Source organism: Nocardia sp. NBC_00416, assembly GCF_036032445.1.
GTDB lineage: Bacteria > Actinomycetota > Actinomycetes > Mycobacteriales > Mycobacteriaceae > Nocardia.
In genome coordinates this window covers 755,509-781,499 of record NZ_CP107932.1, presented here as the reverse complement: position 1 = coordinate 781,499, position 25,991 = coordinate 755,509, and the positions used below count along the sequence as shown (strand labels likewise).

The following is a 25,991-nucleotide window of genomic DNA, read 5'->3' as shown; positions in this document are numbered from 1 at the left end:
TGACATGGACCGAGCAGCAACAACATGAGGGAGGGGCATGAACTTCTGCGGCGTCACCGTCTTCCACGTCCGACCAGCACAGCACGCCCAGCTCTTTCCTCGACCAGGTAACTGCCGGCTCGGCACGTAGTCGAACCGAACCGCTGTTGGACGTCCCACGGCGACTCATTTGAAAGGCAGGTCCCACGATGACAACGACCGCGGAGCACTCCGCTTTCTCGGCCGGGCAGCAAGCTCGCGAGATCGACGCAGTCGTCGTCGGAGCCGGATTCGCCGGCCTCCACATGTTGCACAAGTTGCGCGAACTCGGACTCTCGGTGCAGGTGTACGAAGCGGGTGACGGACTCGGCGGCACCTGGTTTTGGAACCGCTATCCGGGCGCACGCGTCGACGTGAAGAGCATGTACTACAACTACTCCTTCGACCCGGAGCTCGAGCAGGAGTGGGAGTGGACGGAGAAGTTGCCGCCGCAGCCGGAGTTGCTCCGTTACATCAACCACGTCGCGGATCGTTTCGATCTGCGTAAGGACGTGCGGTTGCGGACCCGGGTCACCGCAGCGGTCTTCGACGAGTCCGCCGCGCGGTGGCGGATCACGACCGATCAGGGCGAGGTCGTCTCGGCGCGGTTCGCGATCATGGCGACAGGCTGCCTATCGGCGCCGAAGCGGGTGGAGAGTCCGGGCATCGAGAAGTTCCAGGGGCGCAGCTTCCACACCGGCGACTGGCCCGAACAGGAGGTGGACTTCACCGGCCGGCGGGTCGCGGTGATCGGCACCGGTTCCTCCGGCGTACAGGTTATTCCGCTCGTCGCCGAAGCGGCCGACGAGCTCACCGTGTTCCAGCGGACCGCGAACTATGTTCTTCCCGCCGGCAATCACGCGATCGACCCCGAATTCCAGCGCGGAATCAAGTCGCGCTACCGCGAGGTACGCAAGGCCAACCGGGAATCGTCGTTCGGCATCGCACGGCCCGAAGCCACCAAGGGGGCGCTCGAGGTGAGCGAGGAAGAGCGAAATGCCTTCTATCGCAGCGTATGGGAGGACAAGGACAGCGAACTGGTCAGCATGCTGACCGGATTCACGGACACACTCTCCGACGGGGCCGCCAACGAGACCGCCGCCCAGTTCATCCGCGATCGCATCGCCGAGATCGTGACGGACCCGGCCGTCGCCCGGCTGCTTCAGCCCTCCGGCTACTTCGGCGTCAAGCGCCCGGTCCTGGGTACGGACTATTACGAGACCTTCAATCGCCCCGATGTCCGGCTCGTGGACGTCTCCGCAACTCCGCTCACCGAGGTCACCGAGTCCGGACTCGAGACGACGCAGGAGAGTTTCGAGTTCGACGACATCATCTACGCCACCGGGTACGACGCCATGACCGGTGCGCTGGACGCGGTCGACATTCGCGGCCGGGGTGGTGCGTCGCTGCGGGAGAAATGGGCCGACGGGCCCGTGACCTACCTCGGTCTCGCCGTGGCGGGCTTTCCGAACCTCTTCACGATCACGGGCCCGGGTAGCCCGTCGGTCCTGTCGAACATGACGGTGTCCATCGAGCAACACGTCGACTGGGTGGCGGACGCGATCGATGTGATGCGGTCCGAGGGCGTCACGACCATGGAGGCCGAGGGCGCCGCGGAGCGGGAATGGACTCGGCATGTAGGCGAAGTCGGCGATATGACGCTCTATCCGAAGGTGGACTCCTGGTACGTGGGATCGAATGTGCCCGGCAAGCCGCGGGTGATGTACGCCTACATCGGCGGCGTCGGGGCATACCGCGAAAAATGCGACCAGGTCGCCGCCGACGATTACGACGGTTTCACTCTGACGTAGTGACCGAGGCGCTGCCGGCGCCGGGGCGCCACACGACGTGCGCCCCGCCCGGGACCGAACTCCCTGTGCCCGTTGCCACCGCCACTACTCCGAGTCACCCTCGGAAGAAGTTCCAGATCACCTGTGAAGCGTCGAGTTCGGCACTTGTCCTACCCAGATATTCGTGGGAAGCGATAGCGCTCCTTGGGGACAACATGTCCGCCGCCTTCGATGGTGGCCCCGTGCGGAAACGGGCGGCGCACCGTGCCACTCGGCGATCACACGTAACCGCTCGACGCAGCGCCGAGGCCGCATCGTTCGGCGCGGACGATCAAGGCGGTGAGTGCGGCACGTTCCACCCGGAACGGACCCGCCGACACCGGGGCCGGACTGCGCCCCGCTACGGGGATCGACAGCAATAACAGCGATAGCAACCGAGCCCGGATCCCGCCACTGCGGCTGCTCCACTGGACCAGTTACCGGCCGAACTACCGCACCGCCCGAAACCGGGACAGGCGATCAGTGCGCCGTCGGGGCCGGCCACGAATCGGATCCCCGAGAGGCGCGATCCGCCCCGCGCCGACTGCAGCCTTGCCACCGCCGCGGCTATCGGTGCCGACCGGACGGATGCCGCACACGGCGGTCGGCCACACTGATTGCTGATCAGTAGCCATTCCGAAGGCGCAACTCGCCACCCGAGCCGCCCGAACGCCGCGCCCGGGGCCGATACCGATGGAGGGAACCACCGAGCCGCCGGCGACCGGGTCGGCGAATCTCGGACAACGGACCTGGTACAGCGGTTGACCAACTGAATATGCGACTGCCCGAGTATTCCATTGAACGGAACTAAAATCTGCTGACCGGAACCCACCCCTGTGCGCTGGGGCACATCGAGCTACCCATTGAGCCAGTCGGACACATTTGCGCTCCGCGTCACCCAGGATCTACACTCGCCAAAGATGGAATCGGATTCCGCTCATCGGAATTACCCATCCGGCGCGTTCACCGCGCCCCGACACTCCTCGCCCACATTGGAGGCAATCCGTGGCGTCACCGACGACGACCGACGTATCAGCAGCACCCCGCGCTAGATGGTGGCGAGTCGGTGTCCTGCTCTTCCTGATCTATCTGGTCTGTTATGCGGATCGCTCGAACATCAGCGTGGCCGTCCCGGATATGGTCGAGCACCTTCGGCTGTCGGGAACCATCACCGGCGTCGTACTGTCGGCGTTCTTCTGGGGATATGTGATCACCCAGGTCCCGGGCGGATTCATCGCCGCGAAGGTCGGCCCCAAACAGGTCATCATCGTGTCGCTGGTGGTCGTGGGGGTCGCTGCCTGTGTCACCGGGTTCGCGCCGAACCTGCCCGCGCTGCTGACGGTCCGGTTCGTGATGGGGCTGGCCGAGGGAGCGGTGTTCCCCTCGTTCGCCGTGATGTTCGTCCGCTGGTTCCCGGGCCGGGAACGCGGCCGGGCCGTCAGCCTCACCCAGTACGCCTTGCCGCTGTCGTCCGCGCTGATGGCGCCGATCGCCGGCTGGATGATCGACACCTGGCACTTCCAGACAATGTTCGTCCTGCAGGGCATCCCCGCACTGATCCTCGCCGTCGTGTTCTACCTGCTCGTCCCCAACGACCCCACCGAGGACCGGCGCCTGCACCCCGCCGAACTGCGGCTCATCCTCGCCGAACGCGACGCGGAGACCAAGCCCGAATCCGGTCTGCTCAAGGCCCTGGCCCGGCCGATCGTCGTAGGACTGTGCCTCACGTACTTCCTGTGGATCACCGGTATGTACGCGTTCGGGCTCTGGCTGCCGACCCTGATCAAGGAGATCTCCTCGAACGGGATCGAAGCAGTCGGCTGGCTCACCGCGATCCCGTACGCGTGCGCCACCGTGGCGATGTACTTCAACTCGCGACTGTCGGATAGGGCGTCGTTCTCCCGCGGCTGGATCATCGCGTCGTCGCTGACCATCGCCGGACTCGCCATCCTGGCCCAGCATTACATCAGCGGCGGGGTCCTGTGGCAGATGATCCTCCTGTGCGTCGCCGCGGTGGGTCTGTACTCCTCGTTCGGTACCTGGTGGACGTGGGTGCTGAGCCAGGTCCCCCGGAACCAGGCCGGACCGTCGGTCGGGCTGGTGAACTTCGTCGGGAACTTCGGCGGAATCGTCGGGCCGATCGTCGTGGGCTGGGCTGCGGGTGGAGCGTCGCTGGCCGGCGGGTTCTACGTTCTCGGATTCGCCCTGCTCGCCAGTGCCGCCGTCGCGGGCACCCTCGCCGCCCGCGGCTACGACCGGACTTCCGAACCAGCGGACTCCGCTGATCAGCAGTCGGTCGTCTCCAGGAACTAGCACTGTTGCCGGACGAAAGCAGGATGCCGATGAACTCTCCCGATACGGTCCGCGATACCGGCCCGGCGGACGGGGCCGCCGTGGTGATGCTCCATTCGCTGTTCTTCGACGGATCGATGTTCGACGATCTCATCGCCGAACTGCCGCCCGAGTACCGCTACCTCAGGCCGGACTTGCGGGGCCAGGGTTCGTTCACCGGCACCGGACGGCGGCCGACGATGGATGTCCTCTTCGCCGACGCCGTGGCACTCATCGAAGCGCGCTGCACCGGTCCGGTCCACCTGGTGGGTAGTTCCATGGGCGCTTATGTGGCGCTACGCGTGGCGGCCCGGCGCCCGGACCTGTTGCTTTCGTGCACGCTGCTCGGCGCCACCGCGGAGGCCGAGGTACGGCCCGAGGTGTTCCGAGCGCTCGAAGACGCTGTGCGCGGCAATGATCCGGAGATCGTGACCAGGATCGAGCGCACCATGTTCGGTGACGCGTTCCTGCGTGACGAGGCCCGGAACGCGACCCGCCGCCATTGGGCGCAGATGTTCGCCTCGCATGTTCCGCAGGTCGCGGATGCGCTGAACGGCGTCTACACCCGACCGGCCATGACCGAGGAGTTGGCGGCCGTACCTTTTCCCTTGCTCCTGGTCGCGGGGGAACTGGATCGCGCGAAGCGGCCCGCCGATATGGCGGCCATCGCGGACCGCGTACCGGGTAGCCGGCTGGTCGTCCTCGAGACCTCGGGCCACACCCCCGTCGTCGAGGAACCCGCCGCGATCGCGCGAGAACTCCTGTCGTGGTGGACCACCCAAGATTCACACTATCCAGACAACGGAGGCCGGAAGTCATGACCCTGCTCGAGCCGCTGCCCGATCTCGAGGAGATCCGGGCGCTCAACCCCGACGGTACCGAACTGCTGGGCAGCCGCTGCGACAGCTGTGGCTCCGGATTCTTTCCCCGGCGGCAGCTGTGCTTCGAATGTGGTGCCGACGCACTGCGCGACGTCGAACTCGGGCACCGCGGCGTCCTCTACTCCTATTCGCGAGTCGAGCTCTCCTCCGCGCGGCCGACGCCGTACACGCTCGGCTATGTCGACCTCGACAACGGGGTACGGGTGCTCGCGGATATCTCGGTACCCGAGGACCTGCTGGTCCCGGACCTACCGGTGGCGCTGACGACCGATCCGGCCGGCAAGTGGAGCTTCGCCCCGGCCGTGAACCCCGCAGAAGAAACGGATGAGAACTGATCATGGTCGACGCATTCGTGGTTTCGGCAGCGATGCTGCCTATGGGTAAACATCGGAGTTCCGGCTACGCGGGCCTGGCCGCACCGCCGGCGCGGCAGGCTCTGCTCGACGCCGGGGTGGAACGCGGCGATATCGACGCGGTGTTCTGCGGTCATTCCTTCGGCGGCATGCTGACCGGCCAGCGCATCGCCAAAGAACTCGGCCTCGGCGGCATCCCGATCGTCAACACCGACAACGCCTGCTCCGGTGGCGCCACCGCATTGCATCTGGCACAGAAGTCCGTTGCCGCCGGCGAGCACGACATCGTCCTGGTCGTCGGTGTGGACAAGCTGACCCAGTTCGGCGGCGGCACTCTGCCGCTGGTGGCCGAGGATCCCGAAGTCCGGCAGGGCATGGTGATGCCCGCGCTGTACGCGATGCGCGCCCGGCGCTACCTCTACGAGCGCAAGGCGGAGCCCGCGGATCTGGCACTGGTCAGTGTCAAGGCGCGCCGGCACGGCGCGATGAACCCCTTTGCGCAGTATCAGAAGGAAGTCGACGTCGATCAGGTGCTGTCCTCGCGCGTGATCGCCGATCCGCTCACCCTCTTGCAGTGCTGCCCCACCGGTGACGGCGCCGCCGCCGTCGTCGTCGTCTCCGAGAAGGTGTTCGCCGCAATGGGCCGGCCGGGTATGCGTATCGGCGCGTCGGTGCTGCACTCGGGCACTGCCACCAGCGGTACCCGCAATATGTTGCGCCCCGAGATCTCCTACCACTCGGCGCGCGAGGCCTACGCCCAGGCCGGGATCACCGCCGCCGATCTCGACACTGTCGAACTGCACGACGCGTTCAGCATCGCCGAACTGGTCTACTACGAGGCTCTCGGCCTGTGCGAGGAAGGCGGTTCACTCGAATTCCTGCGCTCGGGAGAGACCACATTCGGCGGCTCCGTCGTCGTGAACCCCAGTGGCGGCCTGCTCTCCAAAGGACATCCCGTGGGCGCCAGTGGTGTCGCGCAGGTCGTGGAGATGTTCTGGCAGCTCACCGGGGTCGCCGGCGATCGGCAGGTGCCGGACGCGAAAATCGCTCTGACACACGTCACCGGCGGAGGTATCTCCGGCTTCGATCACGGGGCCTGCGCCGTACACATTTTCGAGCGAGCGGACTGATATGGCGACCAGCGACGCGGCCAAGGGCAACGACACGCAGAAGCAGGACAATTCGGCGGCGGGGACGGTGAAACGCACGGTCCGGCTGCTGGCGGCACTCGCCGATCTCGGCAAGGAGGCCGGTGTCGGCAAGATCGCCGAACATCTGGGCCTGCCCGCGTCGACCGTGCACCGACTGCTGAAGATCCTCACCGAGGAAGGAGTTGTGGTCCGCGACCCGGATACGCACAACTATTCCATCGGCGCCGAGCTGTACCGGATCTCGTCCCGGGTCACCGCGCAGGTGGACATCAGCACCATCGTGCGGCCCCATCTCGAGGACCTCGCGAATACATTCGATGAGACGGTCATCTTCGGTCTGTACATGCCGGCGAACAAGGCGCTGTCCTTCACCGCCCGGGCGGACGGCGCGCAGCTGCTGCGCTACCGCATCGAATTGCACCGGCCGCTGTCACTGGTGTGGGGTGCGTCGGGAAAAGCCGTGCTGGCTCAGCTCGATCACGCCACCATCGCCGATATCCTCGAACACGAACGCGGGCTCGCCGACGACGGACGCGCGCCGGGATCGACTGCCGCGCTGCCGACACTCGACGAACTCGAGCATGATCTGCAGGCCGTACGTGAGGCCGGTTACGCCATCAGCGAGGGCGAGAAGTTGCCGCAGGCACGTGGTATCGGGACGCCGGTGTTCGACGCTCGCGGTGTCGTCGGCTCCATCACCCTCACCTCGCCCAAAGACCGGCTTCCACACGGGGAGATCAGCAGCATCGCCGCGTCGCTGATCGCTGCCGCCCGATCGATCTCACGCGAACTCGGTTCCACCGCAGAGAACTTCAGTCCAGGAGTTGTTTCACTATGACAGCATCGCGCGCACCGCTGGAAGGGCTCGTGGTCCTCGACCTCACGACATTCCTGTCGGGTCCGTTCTGCACCCAGATCCTGGCCGATTTGGGCGCGGACGTCATCAAGGTCGAGGCACCCGCCGGGGATTCGAGCCGATCCATCCCCCCGCATTTCATCGACGGCGACAGTGCCTACTACCTGGGGAACAACAGGAACAAGAAGAGCATCGTCATCGACCTCAAGTCCGGCACCGGGCTGTCGGTTCTGCACGACCTCATCGCGAAATCCGATGTGGTGGTGGAGAATTACCGTCCCGGCGTCTGTGCCCGTCTCGGATTCGATCCGGCCGAGATGCGCCGGCGGCATCCCGCGTTGATCTGGGCGTCCATCAGCGGATTCGGTCAGACCGGGCCGTGGAAGGATCGCCCGGCCTACGACATGATCGTCCAGGCGCTCTCCGGCGCGATGAGCCTGACCGGTGAGCCGGATCGGCCCGCTGTCCGGCTGGGCATTCCGGCGGGCGATGTCGTGGCCGGTATGTACACCGCGATCGGCATCTGCGCGGCAGCGGCTTCCCGAGCCGTCGACGGACGCGGCGATCATATCGATGTCTCCATGCTGGATTCGCTGATCTCGCTGCTGTCCTACCAGGGCGTGTACTCGATGATCACCGGCGAGGCTCCCGCGCCACAGGCGGCGCGACACGATTCCATTCCGACCTATCGCTCGTTCGTCGGCGGCGACGGCCGCGAACTCGTCGTCACGGCCAACACCGACCGGATGTGGCGCTCTCTGTGCGAGGTGCTGGCATTGCCCCAGCTGACCGGTGATCCGCGGTTCGCCGATCAGGGCACACGCCTGGCGAACAAGACCGAGCTGTGGGAGCTCCTGGAAGAGGCGTTCACCACCCGCAGCGCGCTGGAATGGGTGGAGTCGCTGCAGGACGCCGGTGTACCGGCGGCCCTGATCGCCAATGTCCCGGAAGCGCTCGCCGAGGCCCGCGCGGCGGGGCGCGATATGGTGCTCGACCTCGACGACGGGCACGGCAACACGGTGTCGGTTCTCGGCAATCCGATCAAGTTCCTCGATTCCCCGACTGTCGAGCCGGTCTTCCCCCCACGTCTGGGCGCGGATTCAGCCGAGGTACTCGCCGAAATCGGCTGGTCGGTTGCTGATATCGAAGCGTTGGCGGCCTCGGACGCCAGCGCCGCGGGACAGCGGTGAGGTCGCCGGTAACCGTCGTCGCCCTGCACTCGCTGGGTCTGGATGCCGGATCGTTCGATGCGTGGGGCCGGGCGGTGGAGTCACGATACCGCTGGCACGCGCCGGACCTCGACGGCCACGGATCTCGCTCCGGCGAACCGACCGTCGACTTGGCCACGATGGCGCGGACGGTGGGCGCCCAACTCCCCGGACTCGGCGGGGTTCACTTGGTCGGGCACTCACTCGGTGGTGCGGTCGCCGCCCTCGTGGCCGCGGCCGCACCGCGAGGGGTGGTGCGGTCGTTGACCCTTGTCGCGACGCCGCCACACGGTTTCGCGTCGTTCGCCGAACGAGCGAAGCCGGTGGCCGAATCGGGTTCCATGGCATCGATGGTCGAACCCACCCTCGAGCGCTGGTTCGATCCCGCGCAGTTGGCGGCCGACACTCCGGCGGTGCGGTACTGCCGCGACCGGCTGACACACCTGTCACCTGCCACCTGGGTCTCGGCCTGGCGTTCGTTCGCGCGGTTCGACGGCTATACCGCTATCGGCGCGTCCTTGCCGCCGACGTTGTTGCTCTCCGGTGGAGCGGACAGATCGACACCGCCGGAATCGGTCGAATCCATTCTCGCGCATGTTCCGAAGACTTTCGGCCACCGCGTCGTTCCCGACGCGGGCCACATGTTGATCTTCGATCGAGCGGACGAACTCGCCACCATCTCGGGAAAGTTCTGGCAGACAGTGGAGGAGCAGCAGTGACCACCAACCACACCGGCCGCGTCGTCGTAGTAACCGGAGGAGGCGCCGGCATCGGCCGCGCCTGTGTCGAGGCCTTCATCGCCGCAGGAGCACTGGTGGCAGTACTCGATCGGGACGAGGCAACCGATCTGCCCGCCGGTGTCACGGTCCATCGCGTGGACGTCACCGACGATGCCGCGGTCGAAGCCGCGATCCGAGCTGTCGGCGAAGAGCACGGTCGTATCGATGCTCTCGTCAACAATGCCGGCGTCAGTGGTGTCGGCACCATCGAGGACGGCACCCTCGACGACTGGAGCAGGCTGTGGGACATCAATGTCCTGGGATACGTCCGGGTGACCCGGGCAGCCCTGCCCTACCTTCGTGAATCGACCGCGGCATCCATCATCAACATGTCCTCGTGCACCGCGACATCGGGATTCCGGCAGCGCAGCGCCTATTCGGCCACCAAGGGCGCCATCGAGGCACTCACCCGGTCCGCGGCGGCCGACCTCGTCGCCGAGAACATCAATGTCAACGCCGTGAACCCGGGCACAGTCGACACCCCGTTCATGGCCGAACTCGCCGCCCGCGCCGACGATCCCGTCCAGCGGCGTCGCGAATACGAGAGCCGTCAACCCACCGGCCGGATGGTCGCGCCCGCCGAGGTCGCCGCCGCGGTCCTCTACCTGGCCGATCCGGTCAACCGTTCGTCCGTCGGAACTGTCGTCACGATCGACGGCGGCATCGCGAGCCTGCACATCACACAGGCCTGACACCTCACCCCCCCAGAAAGGACCCAGATCATGTCGGAGCAGCGCACGGTGATCATCACCGGAGCCGGCCAGGGCATCGGCCGGCAATACGCCCTCGAATTCGCCGCGGCCGGCGACGCCGTCGTCATCGCCGATCTCAACGGAGAGAAGGCGGCGTCGGTGCAGGCCGAGGTCGAAGCGGCCGGCGGCAGTGCACTCGCCGTCACCACTGATGTCGCCGACAAGGCCAGTGTCGACGCCATGGTCGCCGCCGCCGTGGCGAAGTTCGGCACCGTCGACGTGCTGATCAACAACGCCGCCATCTTCTCCACCCTGGTGATGAAGCCGTTCGATGAAATCGATGTCGACGAATGGGAGAAGGTCTTCGCCGTGAACTCCCGCGGCACATTCCTGTGCGTCCAGGCTGTAGCCCCGCATATGAAGGCACAGAAATCCGGGCGCATCATCAATATCTCGTCATCCGTGGTCACCACGGGTCGCGCGAACTACGCGCACTACGTCGCCTCGAAGGGCGCGGTCTCGGCGCTGAGCAAATCGCTGGCCACCGAGCTGGGCGAATACAACGTGACCGTCAATGTCGTCAGCCCCCACGGCATCGTCACCGAGATCCCTCGTGGCACGATCACCGACGATCAGTGGGCCGGAATCCTCGCCGAGCAGGCCATCAAGCGCAAGGGCTCGGCCGAGGACGTCGTCGGCGCGGTGAAGTTCCTGGCCTCCCCGGGGGCAGGCTACATCACCGGCCAGACGCTGCTGGTCGACGCCGGCCTCCGCTACACGTAGGAAGGACCACCATGTCCCATTCGATCAATCGCGTCACCGATAAGCGTCATCGAATCGCCGTGATCGACGGCCCCAATATGTCGAACCTGGGCGCCCGTAGCAAGAAGGTCTACGGTGCGATCGGCAGCCTGGACGAACTGAAGGCCTTCGTCGTCGGCTTCGGCAGCGATCTCGGAGTCGAGGTTTCGACCTTCTCATCGAACTACGAGGGCGCCATCCTCGAGTTCATCCACGAATCCGCCGAGCGCATCGACGGGTACATCATCAACCCTGCCGGGCTGACGACGGTCGGGGAAGCGGTCCGCCACGCACTCGAGGAGACCACCAAACCGGTGGTAGAGGTGCACTTTTCCAACATCACCTCCGGTGCGGGCGGCGCGCGTGGACTCGGCGGCGGAGCGATCCAGTCCACCCTGACCCATACCGCCACCGGCCTGTGCATGGGAATGCGGCAGTACTCCTACATCGGCGCGCTGACCGCATTGGTTTTCTCTCTCGACGACCAGGGCTTCCTCGGCGCGCAGCAGTAGTTCTCCGCGCCCGGACGACCACGTCCGTCTACCAGATGAACCGGCCCCTACCTCGGTTGCGTCGCCGTCACGGCAACCGGGTAGGGGCGCCCTCGTCATGCCACCGTCCGTCCCCCGAGCCGCCGAATGCACTACGCCAACCGAACTCGGCCGATCCGATGGTGGGATCTTCGCCGAATGGGTGGGCCCTGATGTCATCGACGCGACCGCAGTCGGCTCACGTCCTGGTCAGTCCGGGAAATAGCTGGAGTCGGGTCGGCAGGTGACATCGGTGGCGGGGAGAGTGCCGGCGCTCAGGTAGGTATTGACGATATCGTTCAGGCAGGGGCTCAGACCGTTGCGGAAGGTGCCGTGGATCCGGGTATCGGCCAAGGTGACCAATCGTGATCCGCTCAGCGCCCGGTGCATGGCGACGCCTTCCGAATAGGCCGTGCGGGTGTCACCGGTTGCCTGCAGGATCAGCGCCGGCGTCGAGTTGCGCACTTCGGTGGCAGGCTCGACCGGGTCCGGCCAGAAGGCACAGGCAGTGATGTTGTTGGCGAAGGCACCGAACACCGGCTGGGTGTCCCGGACACGTTCGATGTTGCGGTAGTACCAGGCGGGATCTCGCGGCGCCGCTTCATCACCGCACAGGACAGCGGCCATTCCCGAGGTCTCCACCGGAACGGCACCGGTGATCTTGGCCTTCAGCCCTTGTGTGTCGATGGGCAGACCGGACACTCCGTCGGCGACGAGACGTACGACTTCGGCGAGGTCGGCGTTCAGTTTCGGGTTCGACAAGAACGCCAGCAGCATCAGTGGCACGACGTGTTCATCCAGGATTTCGCCGTCCGCGAAGATCGGGTGAGCCGCGACGCGGCGGATCAGATCCTCGACGAATGCGCGGACCTGCGGCCCGGTACTGCCGAACCGATAGTCGGCATCGTGACGGGCGGCCCAGTTCGCCCAGTCGTCCAGTCCGGCCTCGTTGGTGGCGCCCATGTCCTGGTAGATCCCGATCCAGTAGCGGTCCGGATCGATCGCGCTGTCCAGCACGATCCGGTCACTGTGCCGAGGGAACATCTGCGTATACACCGCGCCCAGGTAGGTACCGTAGGAGCCGCCGAAATAGTTGAGCGCGCGTTCGCCGAATACGCCGCGGATGACATCCATATCCCGGGCCGTGTTGCGGGTGGTGATGTACCGGGCCTTCTCGGGATCAGAGGCCAGACATGAGGCGGCCAAGGCGGCAGCCAGGGTCACATCCCGCGCGTAGCCGAAAACATCGAAGCCCGCCGAGAACAACATGGTGGGTAGCGGCAGCCCACAGTGCACCCGGTCCGATCGGCCGACTCCCCGTGGATCCATACCGATCAGGTCGTAGCGGGCACGCACTTCCGGTGTGAAGGGCTGCCGGGCGCCGGCCATCAGACCCAGGCCCGGACCGCCGGGGCCGCCGGGATTGGACAGCATGATTCCGCGCCGACGGGCCGGATCCGTAGCCTGGATGCGGGAAATCATGACCGTCAGCGTCCGGTAGTCCGGACGGCTGTAGTCGAGCGGTACGACGACACCCGCGCACTGCGCCCCTGAACCATCCAGAACCGGATCATCGCACGACTTCCATTCCAACTGCTGGTGATAGAACCGCGCCAACCCACCACCGATGTCCTCGACCGGATCGGCGCTCACCGGCCCCGCGGGAAATACGACTGCCGGTGCGATCACCAGCGCAAGCAACCTGGCCCACCCTGTCGGCATCAAATCTTGCGGCCCCTTCAGTCACATGTCCCGACTCCGACGGCACTGACTTTTCCGAGGGCTCCGGAAGAACAGCCCTCATGGGAAGAGCTCGAGATTCACATATCCGCAACCCTACCCACGCCGCGTTCGGTCTCGCGTCAACTCACCCCACTGTGCCGCTCAGCCGCAATGCACCTTGAAAGTCTGCCACTTGTCGTCGCCGATGAGACCGCCCCAGTCGATGCACTCGCCCTTCGCTTCGACTTTCACCGGGCCGGCGAACTCGGTGTAGTCGGCATCATCGATGATCACATTGCTGTGATCCTTCGACGTCCGCAGTCCGGCGCCCATCCGCACGGGTTTCCCCGGCCGGTCCCGCACGGTGACGACGCAGTTCTTCGTACCGTTGTAAGTGAGGTAAACGGTGCCGCCCCTGAGTTCGCGCGAATCGATCACGTCATATCCCTGACCGCACTGACCGCCGTACGTTGCCGCGGACGCAGTGGCGGGGAGGAATACCGCCACTCCGGCGGCAATTCCGATTGCGCTCGCGCCCACCGCGATTTTCTTCCTTGCATTCATCACCTAGAAATCTCCTTCGAACGGCGTTCGTTCAGCGACCACCATTCTTCGGCTTCGGACCTGACAGGTCTGTACGCGCACCGACACCCACTGTGTGTCCGAGCCGACACGTCTCCGCGCAACGCGGCCGGCTCTCCGCGTTCGCTACTGGTCGGACCGGCAAGTCGTCGTGACTGCTTCGACGACGCAGAGACTCACCGACCGCGGGCCGTTTTCACGAGCGGAAGATCGCCGAGTCGGGTAGGGCGGCGGGTTCTACTCCCGTAGACCTTGCAGCGCTATCCGACGGAGATTGTCGGCGAGGACGTTCGCCGACGGGCTCAGCGTTCGTGTCGTCGCGATGGTTATTCCGACGCTGTGACCGATCGAGTCGAGCGATATCGGCAGTGCACACAGGCGATCGTCGTCCCGGCCGATCAGACTGGGCAGTACCGCGACGAGATCGGTTTCGAGCAGCAGCTGTCGGACCGTCAGAAATGACGTCGCCTCGACTCGGTTCTCCGGCAGTGGCATGCCATTGCGCGCGAAGAGTTCTTCCAACTCCGCACGCAGCACCGTCTCGGTGCCCGGCAGGATCCATGGATAGGCCGCGAGGTCGCTCAACGCCAGGTCGGTGCGGGCGGTGAGGGGGTGGTGCACTCGCGCGAAGATTTCGACCGACTCGTCGTACAGGGGCTGGCGGACCGCTGTCTCGGTGGTCGGCGCGGTGAGCCGACCGACGATCATGTCGATGCGGCCGGCCTCCAGTTCGACGAGCAATGCTTCTGGCGAAGCCTCCCGGACGATCACGGTCAGTAACGGACGATCCCTCTTCAATCGGGCGATAGCTTTCGGCAGCAGAACATTCGACCCCGCCAGGTGGGTTCCGACGACCACGGTGCCGCGCTCGGCGTCGGCGAGTTCGGCGACATGTCGTCCGGCCTGGCTCAGCTGAGCGAGCACCGCGCGCGCGTGCGCGGTGAACGCTTCGCCGAAGATCGTCGGTGTGATCCCGCGCGGGCCGCGGTCGTACAGCGAGACACCCAGGATCGTCTCGAGATCGTGCAGACTGCGAGTCGCCACCGGTTGGGTGATATGCAGCGTCGCAGCCGCGCCGATCACGCTGCCCTGTCGCGTCAACGCATCCACCAGGGTCAGGTGACGCAGCTTCAGCCTGCCGTCCAGCAACCGCGGGAGGTCCACCGCAATCTCCCTACACTCACTTCGGCCATGCTCACCTACGTATATTAGACCAAAGAAGGCATCTGACCAGGTGTGGTCGGCTGATGAATTCTTTCACGGCAGATATCCGGCCCATCCGATGCGCGCAGACGGACACGGCGCCGGCCCGGTCGATAGAGGCCCGGGTCGGCACGGCTATGATCCAGCGATCTCGCCGGGCACCAGTGTCGCGCATGAACAGCCCCGGTGGCGAGCCGCTCGGCTACAACCCCAGAAAGCGCTCGGCGTTCTGATGGGTGATGAGTTTCTTGGTCGCGGCATCGAGGTGATCGCTCTTGCCCACGACCGCCGCGACCGGTCGTTCGCCGAGTGGGTAGGGGTAGTCGCTGCCCACCATCACCCGTTCGGGTCCGACCGTGTCGACGAGCAGACGCAGCGCCCGGTCGTCGAAGACCACCGAGTCGACGTAGAACCGGCCGAGGTAGTGCGACGGCGGGTATTCGGAGGTGCCGATGACGTCGTTGCGGCGATGCCAGGCGTTCTCCATGCGGCCCAGCCAGAACGCGAACGATCCACCGCCGTGTGCGAACCCGATCTTCAGCCGCTCGTCGACCCGGTCGAACACGCCGCCGAGAATGAGTGCCAGGATCGAAAGATGCGTCTCCGCAGGCATGGCGGTCAGCCATTGCCCCATCCACCGGTCCAGGCGCGGCGAACTCGCCATGTCCCACGGATGCACGAAAACCGGAACGTCGCGGTCGGCGCAGTGCTGTAGAAAAGTGACGACGCCCGCACTGTCGAGGTCGCGGTCGCCCACGTGGTTGCCGATTTCGACGCCGCGGTGCCCATTGGCGAGGCAGCGGTCGAGCTCCTGGCAGGCAAGATCGGTGTCCTGCAGGGGGACCTGGCAGAACGGGATCAGTCGGTCCGGTGCAGGCGCGATGATGTCGAGGGCCAGGTCGTTGAAGATCCGAGCGATCTGTGCGCCCTGCTCACCGGTGCGTCCATAGTTGAAGAATGCCGGCGTGGGCGAAACAACCTGAGTGTGTACGCCATCGGCATCCATATCGCGCAGCCGGGTCTCGGCGTCCCAGCAATCGGACTGGATGCGCCGGAATTCCCTGCTGCCCATCATGATCATTGCATCGTGCTCGGATTCGATCCGCAGCCATGGCGCGTCCGGGCCGCCCGCGGCGCTGACGTCGGGCCAGCCCTTGGGCACGTAATGGGTGTGGATGTCGATGATATCGGACATCGTCACCCTTTTCCCGGATGTAGCGCACCGCACTTACCGCACTGTCTGGCCTGCAGATCGTCGTAGAACTCGGCGAACACCGGTGGCAGGTCTTCGACGATGTTGCGGACCTGTAGTTCGATCTCGTGGATCAACCTCCCGCAATCGAGGCAGTACCACTGGAACTTCTCGAGAGTGCCTTCCTCCCGGACTCGTTCGATGACGAGCCCGATCGACTCCGGATCGGGGCGTTGCGGGGAATGCGGCACATCGCCGGGCAACAACCACACCTGCCCCTCGCGAATATCCACCCGCCGGGGCCCCGAGTCGGTCATCAGGTTCACATGGATATCACCGCGGACCTGGTAGAACCACTCTTCGTACGGGTCGAGGTGAAAGTCGGTCCGCTGATTCGGACCGCCGACGATCTGAATGATGAAATCATTGCCGAGCGCCATGGTCCGGTTGTTGACCGGCGGTTTCAGCAAGTGCTCGTGCTCGTCGATCCAGCCTTGGAAATCGATCGGCTCCGGAATCTCGGTCATGGCCGTTCCTTGATGTCGTAGTTGTCGATGACGTCCGTGTGTCCCGGTCGCCGGTGTGCAATCGCCTGTATCTCGATGAGCAGATGCGGATGCGGCAGTTGATGCACCGCAACCGTGGTTCGAGTGGGCCCGTGCTCGTCGAAGTACTCGCCGTAGACCTCGTTGTATCCGCCGAAATCGTTCATCGATACTAGAAATGTGGTGATCTGTGCGATATCGGACAGATCGGCGCCGACCTCTTGCAGGATTGCCCGAATATTCTCGATCACGGCGCGGGTCTGCGCCCGGATATCGAGATTCGTCGTTCCCATCTCATCGACTTCGACGCCCACGAATGTGTTGTCGGGTCTGCGCGAGCTCGTACCGGAGACGAAAATGAGGTCGCCGACAACCTTCACATGCGGGAACCGCCCGCGCGGCGTGGCGCGACCGGTGATCACCCTCGACGTGTGGGACTGCGCTGCGGTCATCGTGTCACCTCGACCGTCACACGCCCCAGTCCCGCTATATCGCATTCGGCGGCGCCCGGGCCGAGCGGCAGCGCGGCGGTCGCCGCGCCCGCGAGTATCACCTGTCCGGCTCGCAGGGGAATTCTTCGTCGAACACAGATCCCGGCAAGGGCGTGCAACGCCCGAACCGGGTTGCCGAGGATCGCCGCGGTAGAACCGACCACCTCTACGCCGGCGACCCGCATTCTCACCGCCCGGTCGGCCACCGGATGCACGGGCTGCCACGGCCCGATCACGAATGCGGCGGCCGAGGTATTGTCGGCTACCACGTCGGTGTAGGTGAAGCGGAAGTCCCGGTAGCGGGAATCGATGATCTCCATCGCCGGTGCGATCGCGTCGACGCAGGATTCGATACTGGTCCCGGCGTCGTCGAGATCGACGTCGCGCCCGAGCCGGTAGGCGACCTCGGGTTCGATCCTGGGGTGGATAAAGGGGCCGAGTTCGAGTTTTCCGCCGTCGGCGACGGCCATCACGTCGGTCAATCGGCCGACGATCACCTCGGAAACACCCATTTGTGCCATCTTCGCCTTGCTGGTGAACCCGAGTTTGACACCGACTACCGTCTCGCCGCGGTGCTCACGGCGTGTGATCAGCGCCGATTGGACGGCGTATGCGTTGTCGACGGTGAGTTCGTGGTCGTCGCTCAGGCTCGGCGTGTCTGTGACGCCGGTTTGCGCCTCGTCGAGGCGACGGGCGAGGGCGTCGATGTCGAGCGGACAGCGCGGATCGGAAGTCATTGTGCGGTAGCTGCTTTCTCCGGCTCGCGCTGAGCGATCGGGCCGAGTGTCGGGGTCACAGCGCGACACACACGTTTGTCGGCTGGGTGTAGAAATGCCGCGACGATTCGCCGCCCTCGCGGCCGATGCCGGACAGGCCCATCCCGCCGAAAGGCGACCGCAGATCCCGCAGGTACCAGGTGTTCACCCAGGACATTCCGACGTTCATCGCTTGTGCGACGCGATGTCCGCGCCGCAAGTCGTTGGTCCACACCGCCGACGCGAGCCCATAGTCGGTGTCGTTCGCGAGCTCGATTGCTTCGATCTCGGTGTCGAACGGGATCAACGCGGCGACAGGGCCGAATATCTCCTCCCGCACCACGCGATCGGAATTGGTCAGTCCGGTCCACAGGGTCGGTTCGATCCACGATCCGCCGTCGAGGCCGCTGCCCAGCGTAGGCACGCCGCCGCCGGTGAGGATCTTCGCGCCCTCCCGCTCGGCCAGCTCGAAGTAGGACAGCACCTTGTCGCGATGCTTCTGCGAGATGAGTGGCCCGGTCGTAGTCTGCGCATGTCTCGGATCGCCCAACCGCAGATCGCGGGCGCGTTCCGTCAGACCTGCGGAAATATCTTCGAAAATACTGCGCTGCAGGTAGATTCGTTCGGTACACAGGCACACTTGCCCGGTGTTGGTGAACACCGACCTGCTCAGTCCGCTCAGGACCTCGTCCAGGTCGACATCGTCGAACACGATGGCGGCGTTCTTGCCCCCGAGTTCGAACGACACCGGGCGCACGCGGGGCGCCACCGTCCGCATCACCTGTGAACCGGTAGCCGACGAGCCGGTGAACGTCACCCCGTCGATCCCCGGGTGCGAGGTCAGGAACTCACCGGCCGAGTCGCCACCGAAACCGTGCACCACGTTGTAGACGCCGGCAGGCAGTCCGACCTCGGCGAACACCTCCGCCAGCAGCGTCGCCGTGGCGGGGGTGTCCTCACTCGGCTTGACCACAACCGCATTACCGCACGCAAGCGCGGGCGCCACCTTCCAGGTCAGCAGGAGCAGCGGCAGGTTCCACGGCACGATCACCGCGACCACACCCAACGGCTTGTGCACCGCGTAGTTCAACGCCTTTCTACTGTCCGGCATCTCGGTGATGAACGACTCTTGACCAGCGGCCGCGAGCACATCGGCGAAGGTGCGGAAGTTGGTCAGCGCGCGGGCGACATCGAGTTCCCTGGCCTGGGAGACGGGCTTGCCCGTATCCGCGACTTCGGCAGCGACGAATTCCTCGAACCGTTCTTCGATCCGGTCGGCGGCGCGCCGGAGGAGCGCGGTGCGCTCGTGGACCGAGGTCCGGCCCCAGACGCTGTCGAGTGCGTGACGAGCCGAGGTCACCGCACGGTCTACCAGTGGCCGGTCGGCCTCGTGCACGCGGGCGAATACCGCACCGGTCGCGGGGTCGGTCTTCTCGAAGCTGTGGTGAGGGTCCGGTTCGACGAATCGTCCGTCGATGAAATTGCGGATCCACCGTGGTGCCTGTGGCGTCATAGCACCACTGTGGCGGGAGAATGCATACCGAACAAATACGTATTTCAACTTTCGCTATACCTGATAGGCATAGCTTCCCGTCGCGACCCGAATCCCGCTTGCTATGCCGACCGGGTATAGGTCAGGACCGGATGGGCATTCGACACCTATGGGCTCCCGAGTGGACCATTGGGTCCGTTCGAAGGAGAGCTACCGTGCCCGACCCCTGCATCGACGCCGACTACAACGTCAGAAATACCGTGGCTCCGGCCGTGTTCGACCATGTAATCGGTGAATACCGCCGGGCTTCGGTGGAAGCCGTGCAGGGCTTGCGTGGATACCCCGATATTCGCTACGACCCACACAGCGACCAGCGGCTCGATATCTGGGGCGTCACCGAAAAGCCCGCGCCCGCTTTTCTCGTCGTACACGGCGGGTACTGGCGAATGCTCTCCCGCCACGACACCAGTTTCATGGCGCGCACACTCCACCGGCACGGGATAGTCACGGTCAGCGTCGATTACGGGCTCGCGCCCGACACGACACTCGAAGAAATCATTCGCCAGGTGCGGTCCGCAGTGGCTTGGCTGTACCGAAACGGTCACACACACGGCATAGACCCGAGCCGAATCGTTGTGGGCGGCAGCTCGGCGGGTGGCCACCTCACCGGCGCGTTGATGGTCGGCGGTTGGCAGGACGAGCTCGACCTCCCACCCGATGTAGTGCGGGCAGCGCTACCGATCAGCGGGCTGTTCGACCTGCGCCCTCTGGTGGATTCTTTTGCCAACGAGTGGCTCGCCCTGACCTCCGAACGCGCGGCGGCCGCGAGTCCCGCCCTGCACGTAGGCCCGCCCGGTCCGAGCTGCGTGATCGCCGTCGCCGAGCACGATGGCCGAGGATTCCTCGACCAGAGCCGTCGATTCCACCAGCTGTGGTCACCGCATGCGCCGAGTCGGCTGCTCGTCGTTCCCGATCGCAATCACTACGACGTCTTCCTCGATCTGGCGGAGCCGGATTCCCTCCTGACGCGCGCGCTCCTGGACTTGGTCGCAGGCACGAGCACGAACGCCGACCGACCATCCGCGCCGCACGGCGCCGGCCACGGCGAGTGAATACCCGCGGCCCTGCGCGTGATCCCCGCCTTCCACCCGGTGTGGGAGCACGCCGAACCGCAGATCGTCGCTTTCGCCGACGAACACGCCGGCCACGGCAACTTCCGCGCCTGGGCCAAGATCACTTCCCACACGGTGCGAGCACTGGCGCGGATGCAGCGTAAGCAGGTCGACCAGGAAGTGATGGGCTGGGTGTTCTCGAAACTGTCCGGCCTGTCCGGATGAGCCGACCCCACAACCACTGGCACGGCGATCTCGCCGAGGAAGCAGCCGCGAGCCCGGAAACCAGGCCGATCATCGTGCTACGAGACCCGGGCGACACGGTGGCCGTCACCCACACCCTGCTGGATGCGCACGATCCGGCACGTGGGGTGGTCACGGTGCATCCCACCCCGACCACCGTGTCCGGGCTCGCGCTGGCAGCAGACACGCTGGTGGCGCTGGGCCGCTCACCGACGCGGGCGTCATCGGAGCAGGTGTCGAGCATCGAGGCGGCGTCGCGGGCGGTGCTGGCCTGGACCCGCGCCGACCGCATCCGGTACCTGGTGGTGTTGCGCGCGCACAGCTTCACCGCCGACCAGCTCGCATGGCCGCTACGCCTGCGCCGGGTCACGGGCCTGCGCGTGATTCTGGTCTGGCACTCGACGCGCCCAATCCATTGGGGACCAGTCGAATTGGCGCAACTGCCGCACAGTCTCACCGATGACCTCGCCGCCATCATCGGGTTACTGACCACCGCCGGATCCACGGTGCCGACGGCCACGGCCGTCGGTGAGGACCTCCCACGAGTTCCCCACAGCGACGTGCGCACCTTCCTCGCGGACGCGCAGGCCGAACTGCCACACATACAGTTCGCGCGAGTGGAAGCCGTCCATGCCGGGGCCGTTGAGGCCACCTGCCGATGGATCGGTGAGCATACGGGTCACCGCTGTGATCACCGGCGCGTTGGACATGGGCCAGGGGACTGGTTCGGTGCAGAAGACGCTGAGCTGGCCGACCGGATGCTCGGTTCTTTGAGCGGCCCCAAGGCCCTGGACGGCGTGTTCGACCAGCGCCGCGACGACTACATTGCGAATTGGCGCCAGCTTCTTACCCTCTATCGGCTGCTCGGGGACGTCATTGCCGACAGCGCCGGGCAAAACATCACCGTGACCCGACTGCGGGGTGTGCAAGTCGCTTTCCAACTCCACGGCCTCGCACTGCCATTACCACCGAACCTGGCCTACTGTGTCGGTCTCGGACTGACCACCACCCCGGTCACACAGGAAATCGTCGATCGAATCCGCGCCCGCACCGCTAATCCTGCCCACGCCGCCGCGGTCGCAGTGCAACTGTTCACCGGCGCGACGGTGGACGAACTCAAGGCGATTCCGTGCGAGTCATATGTCGGCGACGCCCTGATCTTCGACAACCCCGTCGTCTGCGGGCATTCCCTGTGCGTGTGGGTGATCCCGCCGGCGGCACGGCCGCTGATCGACGCCGCTCGCGTGTTCCAGGAGACCCGCGCCAAACCGGCCACCAAGCTGCTCGTCGGTGGGCTCGGCAGTGGCCGTCGGGCCGACTGGGTGGCCATTGATGCGGGCCTATTGCATCAGTTGGACGTGGGGGTGATCGGGTGACGTTGGGCAGACGCGAAGGACCATGTTGTAACCGCGAGCAATTGTGACGTCGGGGCCTACTGTCGTGCTGTAATCATCTGCAAGGGACTGATCTTCGTAGGGTATCCAGCTGTGTGTTCCGGCGTCCCATTCGCACGAGGCGACGGTGAGCAGCGGTTCGGTCTCAGCACCACAGGTGGGGCATGGCTGTGGAAAGGGGTCGGTGGTGCCCCACCGGACATGGCCGCCGACCTTCCACCCTGGCGCAACGCATACATTGCTGATGAACCAGCCCTCGATGCCGCCGCAGTCAGCGACCGCCCCCAATTCCGAATCGATCCCGGTGTGCTGCTGGCTCGCCCACTGTCGCATTTGCTCCAGCGGCTCGCTGCCGAGTTGTTCGAAATCGCTCGGGTATTCGATGATGCGTTCCGGTTCCACCGTGCATGGCAAGGGTATGTAGTCGTAGCCGTATTCCACCGCCGCCGGTATCGGTGGGGTATTCAGGATGTCGGTGACGTCGGCGGCGGTGCGCCACACCAGCGCGGTCTCGGGCAGGGCGTCGGCGTTGTCCAACGGGCACCAGAGTATCTGCAGCAGATCCTTGCCCGGCGGCGGACGTAACCCGGGGACGTCACGCGTATACAGTTGCGCTACCGGCAACATGGCATTCGGGACATGGGCTGTCGGCTTCCACCGACCCTCCAACGGCTGAGACGGAGGGAGGTTGAGGTTGTCGAGATCAAACCCGCTGGCTTCGAATTCCCAGATGTCACGCGGCACTGCCGACAACATGGCACTCGGGACATCGGCCACAGACGGCCACGGCTCGGGATCGTGTCGCGTCAGCTTCGCATCCACCAACGACTGTAACGGGTTGAGCTGGTGGGGATTCCATGCGTTGACCAACGAGTCCCAGTTGTGCGGCCCGTGACAGTGCGGCCACGGTTCATCGGCCGGCCACAGCAACGGCCCGCCGATCGAACTGTCGTAGACCGACGGTGTGCCGCTGCGCGGGTGTAGCCGGGTCGCGGGACGAGCCAGCGGCGCCAGCGCGGGACACACGGCTGCGACATCGACGGCGCGGGGTGGTGTGGTGCGGGTCATCGACAAACCTCTCCGGATTCGGGGCATTCGAACTGTAGTTCGGAGTGCGCCGAGTCCCACGATTGGGAGCAATTGTCAATACCTGTGGATGGCTGGCTGGTGGGCGGCTATGCGGTTGCGTATAGTTCGTCGAGCCACCGGCTGCAGAGTTCGCGGGTGATCGGCTCGAAGAGTTCGGGTGTCGACATCTCGAACAGGAACTGGGTCAGCAGGTCCTCCTGTCCTGGCTCGATGTCGATGTCCTCGCGCATGTGCAACTCTTCGGTCCATGCGGTGAGGTCACCAGGGAGTGCTTCCCCGGCGAGCACCTTGCGTAGAGCGGCCTGGGCACTCGCGCGGTCCAGCACCACTGCGGAAAACTCGCCCTCCGGGATCCTGCGGGCCGCTGCGATCAGGTCGTCGATCCGACCGTTCCACCGGACGAGGTCGAGCAGGACTTGTTGGCTGTGTACTGCCATCACGGATCCTTTCCTTCCCCGTCATGCCGCCCACGCAGGGCGCTCGACGAGCTTACCGCCCTCGAAACGGGCTCCGGCCCGGACGAGGGCGACGAGGTGGGGCGCGGTGATCGCCCGCCAGCGGGCCTGGGCGGACTCGGCGAGCTTGAAGACCATCGCCAGGGCGGCAGCCGGGCTGCCCGCGCCGCGGGTGACCTTGGTCCGCAGTTTCACCGTGGAGAAGGTCGATTCGATCGGATTTGTGGTGCGCAGGTGGATCCAGTGTTCGGCGGGGAAGTCGTAGAACGCCAGCAGTTCCTCGCTGTCGTCGGTGATCTTCTTGACGGCCTTGGGCCACTTCGCCCCGTAAGCCTTCGCGAAGTCCTTCACAGCCTTCTCGGCGTGAGTGCGGTCCTCAGCGTTGTAGATCTCCTGCAGAGCCTTCCTCGCTCCGGGCTGCGCGGACTTCGGCAACGCGTTCATGACATTTCGGACCTTGTGCACCCAGCACCTCTGATGCCGGGCCTCGGGAAACACCTCCGCGAGGGCGTTCCACAGGCCCATCGCGCCGTCACCGGCCACGAGCGCGGGGTCGCGCATGCCGCGCCGGTGGCAGTCGCGCAGCAGGTCGGCCCAGGACTCGGTCGACTCCCGCAGTCCCTCGGCGAGCGCGATCAACTCCTTGCGGCCATCCCCACGGACGCCCATGAGAACCAGGACGCAGGAGTGGGCCTGGCCGAGCCTGACCTTGGGGTGGACGCCGTCGGCCCATACGTACACGGTCGTCGGATCCCGACAGGTCGCGGACCTGGAAAGCGGTGTGATCGTCGGTCCACTGCTTGGTGAGCCGGTTCACGGTCGGCCCGGACAGTCCTGCCGCCGAGCCGAGGAACTGCTCCAGCGCGGGTACGAAGTCCCCGCCCGACAAGCCGTGCAGGTAGAGCAGCGGCAGCACCTCGGTGACCTTCGGGGACTTGCGGCACCACGGGGCCAGGATCTTGGAGGAGAATCGCTTGCGCTCCCCGGTGCTCTCGTCGACGCGCTTGTCGTTCACACGCGGCGCGCTGACCTCGATCTCTCCGGCGGCCGTGGTGACCCGCCGGGCACGGTGGCGGCCGTTGCGGACCACCAGCCGACGCCCCTGCTCGTCCCGCTCGCCGACGAGCTCGGCTATGTACTGGTCGACTTCCGCCTCCAGGGCGGCTGCCAGCATCCGGCGGGCGCCCTCGCGGACAATGTCGTCCAGCAGAGATCCAGCTCGGTGGAGCCGTCTTCGGTGACTATCCTGAGCACAGGCGTGCCTTCCCCGACCCGCGCAGCAACGCGGGCCTACTCGGTGACCATCAATCGATCACTCGGGAAGGTACGCCCTTCACGTTCAACCCGAGACCGATCCACAGGTCTTGAGCATTGCTCCACGATTGGGAATATCTGGCCGGACGTCTCTCCGCCACGAAACCGGCGACCTGGAACTGCATCCGAGCCGCGGTCGGTTCCTGGCTGACCTGGTGCTCCGACAGACAGCGTTGGACCGCACCAGAATTGCCCGCCTCCACCGAGCGGCGGCGGGAGAACAACGACGACACCAAGGCCGTGCCGCGATCCCGCATCGACCGGCTGTGCCGCCGCCGCGACGTTCCGCTGCGGGAGAAGACGCTGTGGCGCATGCTCTACGAATCGGCCAGCCGCGCCTCCGCGGTGCTCGCGCTCAACGTCGAGTATCTGGACCTGCCCAACAAACAGGCCAAGATCATCGCCAAAGGCGGGGACATTATGTGGATCACCTGGGGCACCGACACCGCCCATCTGCTGCCGCGACTGATCGCCGGCCGTGAACGCGGGCCACTGTTTCTGTCGGCGCGCCCGCCCGGACCGCATCGCAACGCCACCACCGATTCTCGGGACATCTGCCCCGACACCGGTCGTATCCGCCTCGGATACGACCGCGCTCGCGTCCTGCTCGCCCACTACGGTGACGGCCTGCGTCTGCATCAACTGCGCCACAGCTCGGCCACCCACCTCGGCGAAGCCAACGTCTCGGCCAACGTCATCATGGTCAAAACCGGCCACAAGAGCCTGCGATCGGTGCAGCGCTACGTCAAACCCGGCCTGGCTGCAGTCCACCAGGCCACCGAGGCATTGTCCGCACCTCGCCGTAGAGGGTGAGTCCTACGGGAATCTCACCGGAGGACGTTCATCGGCTTCGCCAGGTGAAGTAAAGCCCCAGCTCAGCGCACCCCGGACATCGCCCCGGCTACTGACATTCGGTGGGAAGAACTACTGACATCCGTGGGAAAACGGCAGGTCAAGCGCTGACATTCCTGCG

At 65.6% G+C, this 25,991-nt stretch carries 25 protein-coding genes and 1 pseudogene; 15 read left to right on the top strand and 11 right to left on the bottom strand.

The features are described 5' to 3' along the window. Nucleotides 1-188 precede the first annotated feature (188 nt). From OG804_RS03580 to OG804_RS03530, 11 genes are all read left to right on the top strand, one after another. Nucleotides 189-1,829: a flavin-containing monooxygenase gene (locus tag OG804_RS03580; protein WP_328393818.1), complete on the top strand. Its 1,641-nt coding sequence runs from the start codon at nt 189-191 to the stop codon at nt 1,827-1,829. A gap of 1,023 nt (nt 1,830-2,852) precedes the next feature. Next, nucleotides 2,853-4,160, top strand: a complete 1,308-nt coding sequence (locus tag OG804_RS03575) for an MFS transporter (RefSeq protein WP_328393816.1) — start codon at nt 2,853-2,855, stop codon at nt 4,158-4,160. Nucleotides 4,161-4,189: 29 nt separating this feature from the next. Next, on the top strand, nt 4,190-4,999 hold the full coding sequence (locus OG804_RS03570) for an alpha/beta fold hydrolase (protein WP_328393814.1): 810 nt from the start codon (nt 4,190-4,192) through the stop codon (nt 4,997-4,999). After that, entirely contained in the window at nt 4,996-5,394 is a 399-nt protein-coding gene (locus OG804_RS03565) for a Zn-ribbon domain-containing OB-fold protein (RefSeq protein ID WP_328393812.1), read from the top strand. Before OG804_RS03570 ends, OG804_RS03565 begins: the two co-directional genes overlap by 4 nt. A 2-nt stretch (nt 5,395-5,396) precedes the next feature. Continuing rightward, complete coding sequence (locus tag OG804_RS03560; protein WP_328393810.1) at nt 5,397-6,542, top strand: thiolase family protein; 1,146 nt, start codon at nt 5,397-5,399, stop codon at nt 6,540-6,542. Between the two features lies 1 nt (nt 6,543). Beyond that, a complete protein-coding gene (locus OG804_RS03555; RefSeq protein WP_328393808.1) occupies nt 6,544-7,401 on the top strand; it encodes an IclR family transcriptional regulator in 858 nt (285 codons plus the stop codon). Then, nucleotides 7,398-8,609: a CaiB/BaiF CoA transferase family protein gene (locus tag OG804_RS03550; RefSeq protein ID WP_328393806.1), complete on the top strand. Its 1,212-nt coding sequence runs from the start codon at nt 7,398-7,400 to the stop codon at nt 8,607-8,609. The genes OG804_RS03555 and OG804_RS03550 overlap by 4 nt, the downstream gene beginning before the upstream one ends. Beyond that, entirely contained in the window at nt 8,606-9,346 is a 741-nt protein-coding gene (locus OG804_RS03545) for an alpha/beta fold hydrolase (RefSeq protein ID WP_328393804.1), read from the top strand. Before OG804_RS03550 ends, OG804_RS03545 begins: the two co-directional genes overlap by 4 nt. Continuing rightward, the gene (locus tag OG804_RS03540; RefSeq protein ID WP_328393802.1) at nt 9,343-10,098 is read left to right on the top strand and encodes an SDR family NAD(P)-dependent oxidoreductase; all 756 of its coding nucleotides are present in this window, start codon (nt 9,343-9,345) and stop codon (nt 10,096-10,098) included. Before OG804_RS03545 ends, OG804_RS03540 begins: the two co-directional genes overlap by 4 nt. 30 nt (nt 10,099-10,128) lie before the next feature. Then, complete coding sequence (locus tag OG804_RS03535) at nt 10,129-10,881, top strand: SDR family NAD(P)-dependent oxidoreductase (RefSeq protein ID WP_328393800.1); 753 nt, start codon at nt 10,129-10,131, stop codon at nt 10,879-10,881. 11 nt (nt 10,882-10,892) lie between these two features. After that, complete coding sequence (locus OG804_RS03530) at nt 10,893-11,411, top strand: type II 3-dehydroquinate dehydratase (protein WP_328393798.1); 519 nt, start codon at nt 10,893-10,895, stop codon at nt 11,409-11,411. A 228-nt stretch (nt 11,412-11,639) separates the two neighbouring features. On the opposite strand, the gene OG804_RS03525 is transcribed toward OG804_RS03530, so the two are convergent. The 8 genes from OG804_RS03525 to OG804_RS03490 all read right to left on the bottom strand — a co-directional run bounded on the left by OG804_RS03525 (nt 11,640) and on the right by OG804_RS03490 (nt 19,432). Beyond that, the gene (locus OG804_RS03525; RefSeq protein WP_328393796.1) at nt 11,640-13,118 is read right to left on the bottom strand and encodes an alpha/beta hydrolase; all 1,479 of its coding nucleotides are present in this window, start codon (nt 13,116-13,118) and stop codon (nt 11,640-11,642) included. Between the two features lie 195 nt (nt 13,119-13,313). Then, nucleotides 13,314-13,589 carry a hypothetical protein gene (locus OG804_RS03520; RefSeq protein ID WP_328393794.1) on the bottom strand — a complete coding sequence of 92 codons (276 nt, stop codon included), beginning with the start codon at nt 13,587-13,589 and terminating at the stop codon, nt 13,314-13,316. Nucleotides 13,590-13,970: 381 nt separating this feature from the next. Further along, a complete protein-coding gene (locus tag OG804_RS03515) occupies nt 13,971-14,897 on the bottom strand; it encodes a LysR substrate-binding domain-containing protein (RefSeq protein WP_328393792.1) in 927 nt (308 codons plus the stop codon). A gap of 241 nt (nt 14,898-15,138) precedes the next feature. Beyond that, a complete protein-coding gene (locus OG804_RS03510; RefSeq protein ID WP_328393790.1) occupies nt 15,139-16,131 on the bottom strand; it encodes an amidohydrolase family protein in 993 nt (330 codons plus the stop codon). A gap of 2 nt (nt 16,132-16,133) precedes the next feature. Then, nucleotides 16,134-16,655 carry a 3-hydroxyanthranilate 3,4-dioxygenase gene (locus tag OG804_RS03505; protein ID WP_328393788.1) on the bottom strand — a complete coding sequence of 174 codons (522 nt, stop codon included), beginning with the start codon at nt 16,653-16,655 and terminating at the stop codon, nt 16,134-16,136. Beyond that, a complete protein-coding gene (locus tag OG804_RS03500; RefSeq protein ID WP_328393786.1) occupies nt 16,652-17,125 on the bottom strand; it encodes a RidA family protein in 474 nt (157 codons plus the stop codon). The genes OG804_RS03505 and OG804_RS03500 overlap by 4 nt, the downstream gene beginning before the upstream one ends. Continuing rightward, on the bottom strand, nt 17,122-17,901 hold the full coding sequence (locus tag OG804_RS03495) for a 2-keto-4-pentenoate hydratase (protein WP_328393784.1): 780 nt from the start codon (nt 17,899-17,901) through the stop codon (nt 17,122-17,124). Before OG804_RS03495 ends, OG804_RS03500 begins: the two co-directional genes overlap by 4 nt. A 55-nt stretch (nt 17,902-17,956) precedes the next feature. Next, nucleotides 17,957-19,432: a 2-hydroxymuconic semialdehyde dehydrogenase gene (locus OG804_RS03490; protein WP_328393781.1), complete on the bottom strand. Its 1,476-nt coding sequence runs from the start codon at nt 19,430-19,432 to the stop codon at nt 17,957-17,959. A gap of 194 nt (nt 19,433-19,626) precedes the next feature. On the opposite strand from OG804_RS03490, the gene OG804_RS03485 reads away from it, so the two are divergent. From OG804_RS03485 to OG804_RS03475, 3 genes are read left to right on the top strand one after another with little or no spacing between them, the layout of a single operon-like run. Beyond that, on the top strand, nt 19,627-20,523 hold the full coding sequence (locus tag OG804_RS03485; protein ID WP_328393779.1) for an alpha/beta hydrolase: 897 nt from the start codon (nt 19,627-19,629) through the stop codon (nt 20,521-20,523). Nucleotides 20,524-20,541: 18 nt separating this feature from the next. Further along, a complete protein-coding gene (locus OG804_RS03480; RefSeq protein ID WP_328393777.1) occupies nt 20,542-20,748 on the top strand; it encodes a hypothetical protein in 207 nt (68 codons plus the stop codon). Continuing rightward, nucleotides 20,745-22,142, top strand: coding sequence for a hypothetical protein (locus OG804_RS03475; protein WP_328393775.1), 1,398 nt, complete (start codon nt 20,745-20,747; stop codon nt 22,140-22,142). Before OG804_RS03480 ends, OG804_RS03475 begins: the two co-directional genes overlap by 4 nt. On the opposite strand, the gene OG804_RS03470 is transcribed toward OG804_RS03475, so the two are convergent. The 3 genes and pseudogenes from OG804_RS03470 to OG804_RS03460 all read right to left on the bottom strand — a co-directional run bounded on the left by OG804_RS03470 (nt 22,107) and on the right by OG804_RS03460 (nt 24,914). Then, the gene (locus OG804_RS03470) at nt 22,107-23,228 is read right to left on the bottom strand and encodes a hypothetical protein (RefSeq protein WP_328393773.1); all 1,122 of its coding nucleotides are present in this window, start codon (nt 23,226-23,228) and stop codon (nt 22,107-22,109) included. The two genes, OG804_RS03475 and OG804_RS03470, sit on opposite strands and share 36 nt — an antisense overlap. 107 nt (nt 23,229-23,335) lie before the next feature. Further along, on the bottom strand, nt 23,336-23,686 hold the full coding sequence (locus OG804_RS03465; RefSeq protein WP_328393771.1) for a hypothetical protein: 351 nt from the start codon (nt 23,684-23,686) through the stop codon (nt 23,336-23,338). Between the two features lie 21 nt (nt 23,687-23,707). Beyond that, nucleotides 23,708-24,914, bottom strand: a pseudogene (locus tag OG804_RS03460) (IS256 family transposase). A gap of 161 nt (nt 24,915-25,075) precedes the next feature. Between OG804_RS03460 and OG804_RS03455 the strand changes: the two are divergent. After that, nucleotides 25,076-25,831, top strand: a complete 756-nt coding sequence (locus tag OG804_RS03455; RefSeq protein ID WP_328393769.1) for a tyrosine-type recombinase/integrase — start codon at nt 25,076-25,078, stop codon at nt 25,829-25,831. Nucleotides 25,832-25,991 lie beyond the last annotated feature (160 nt).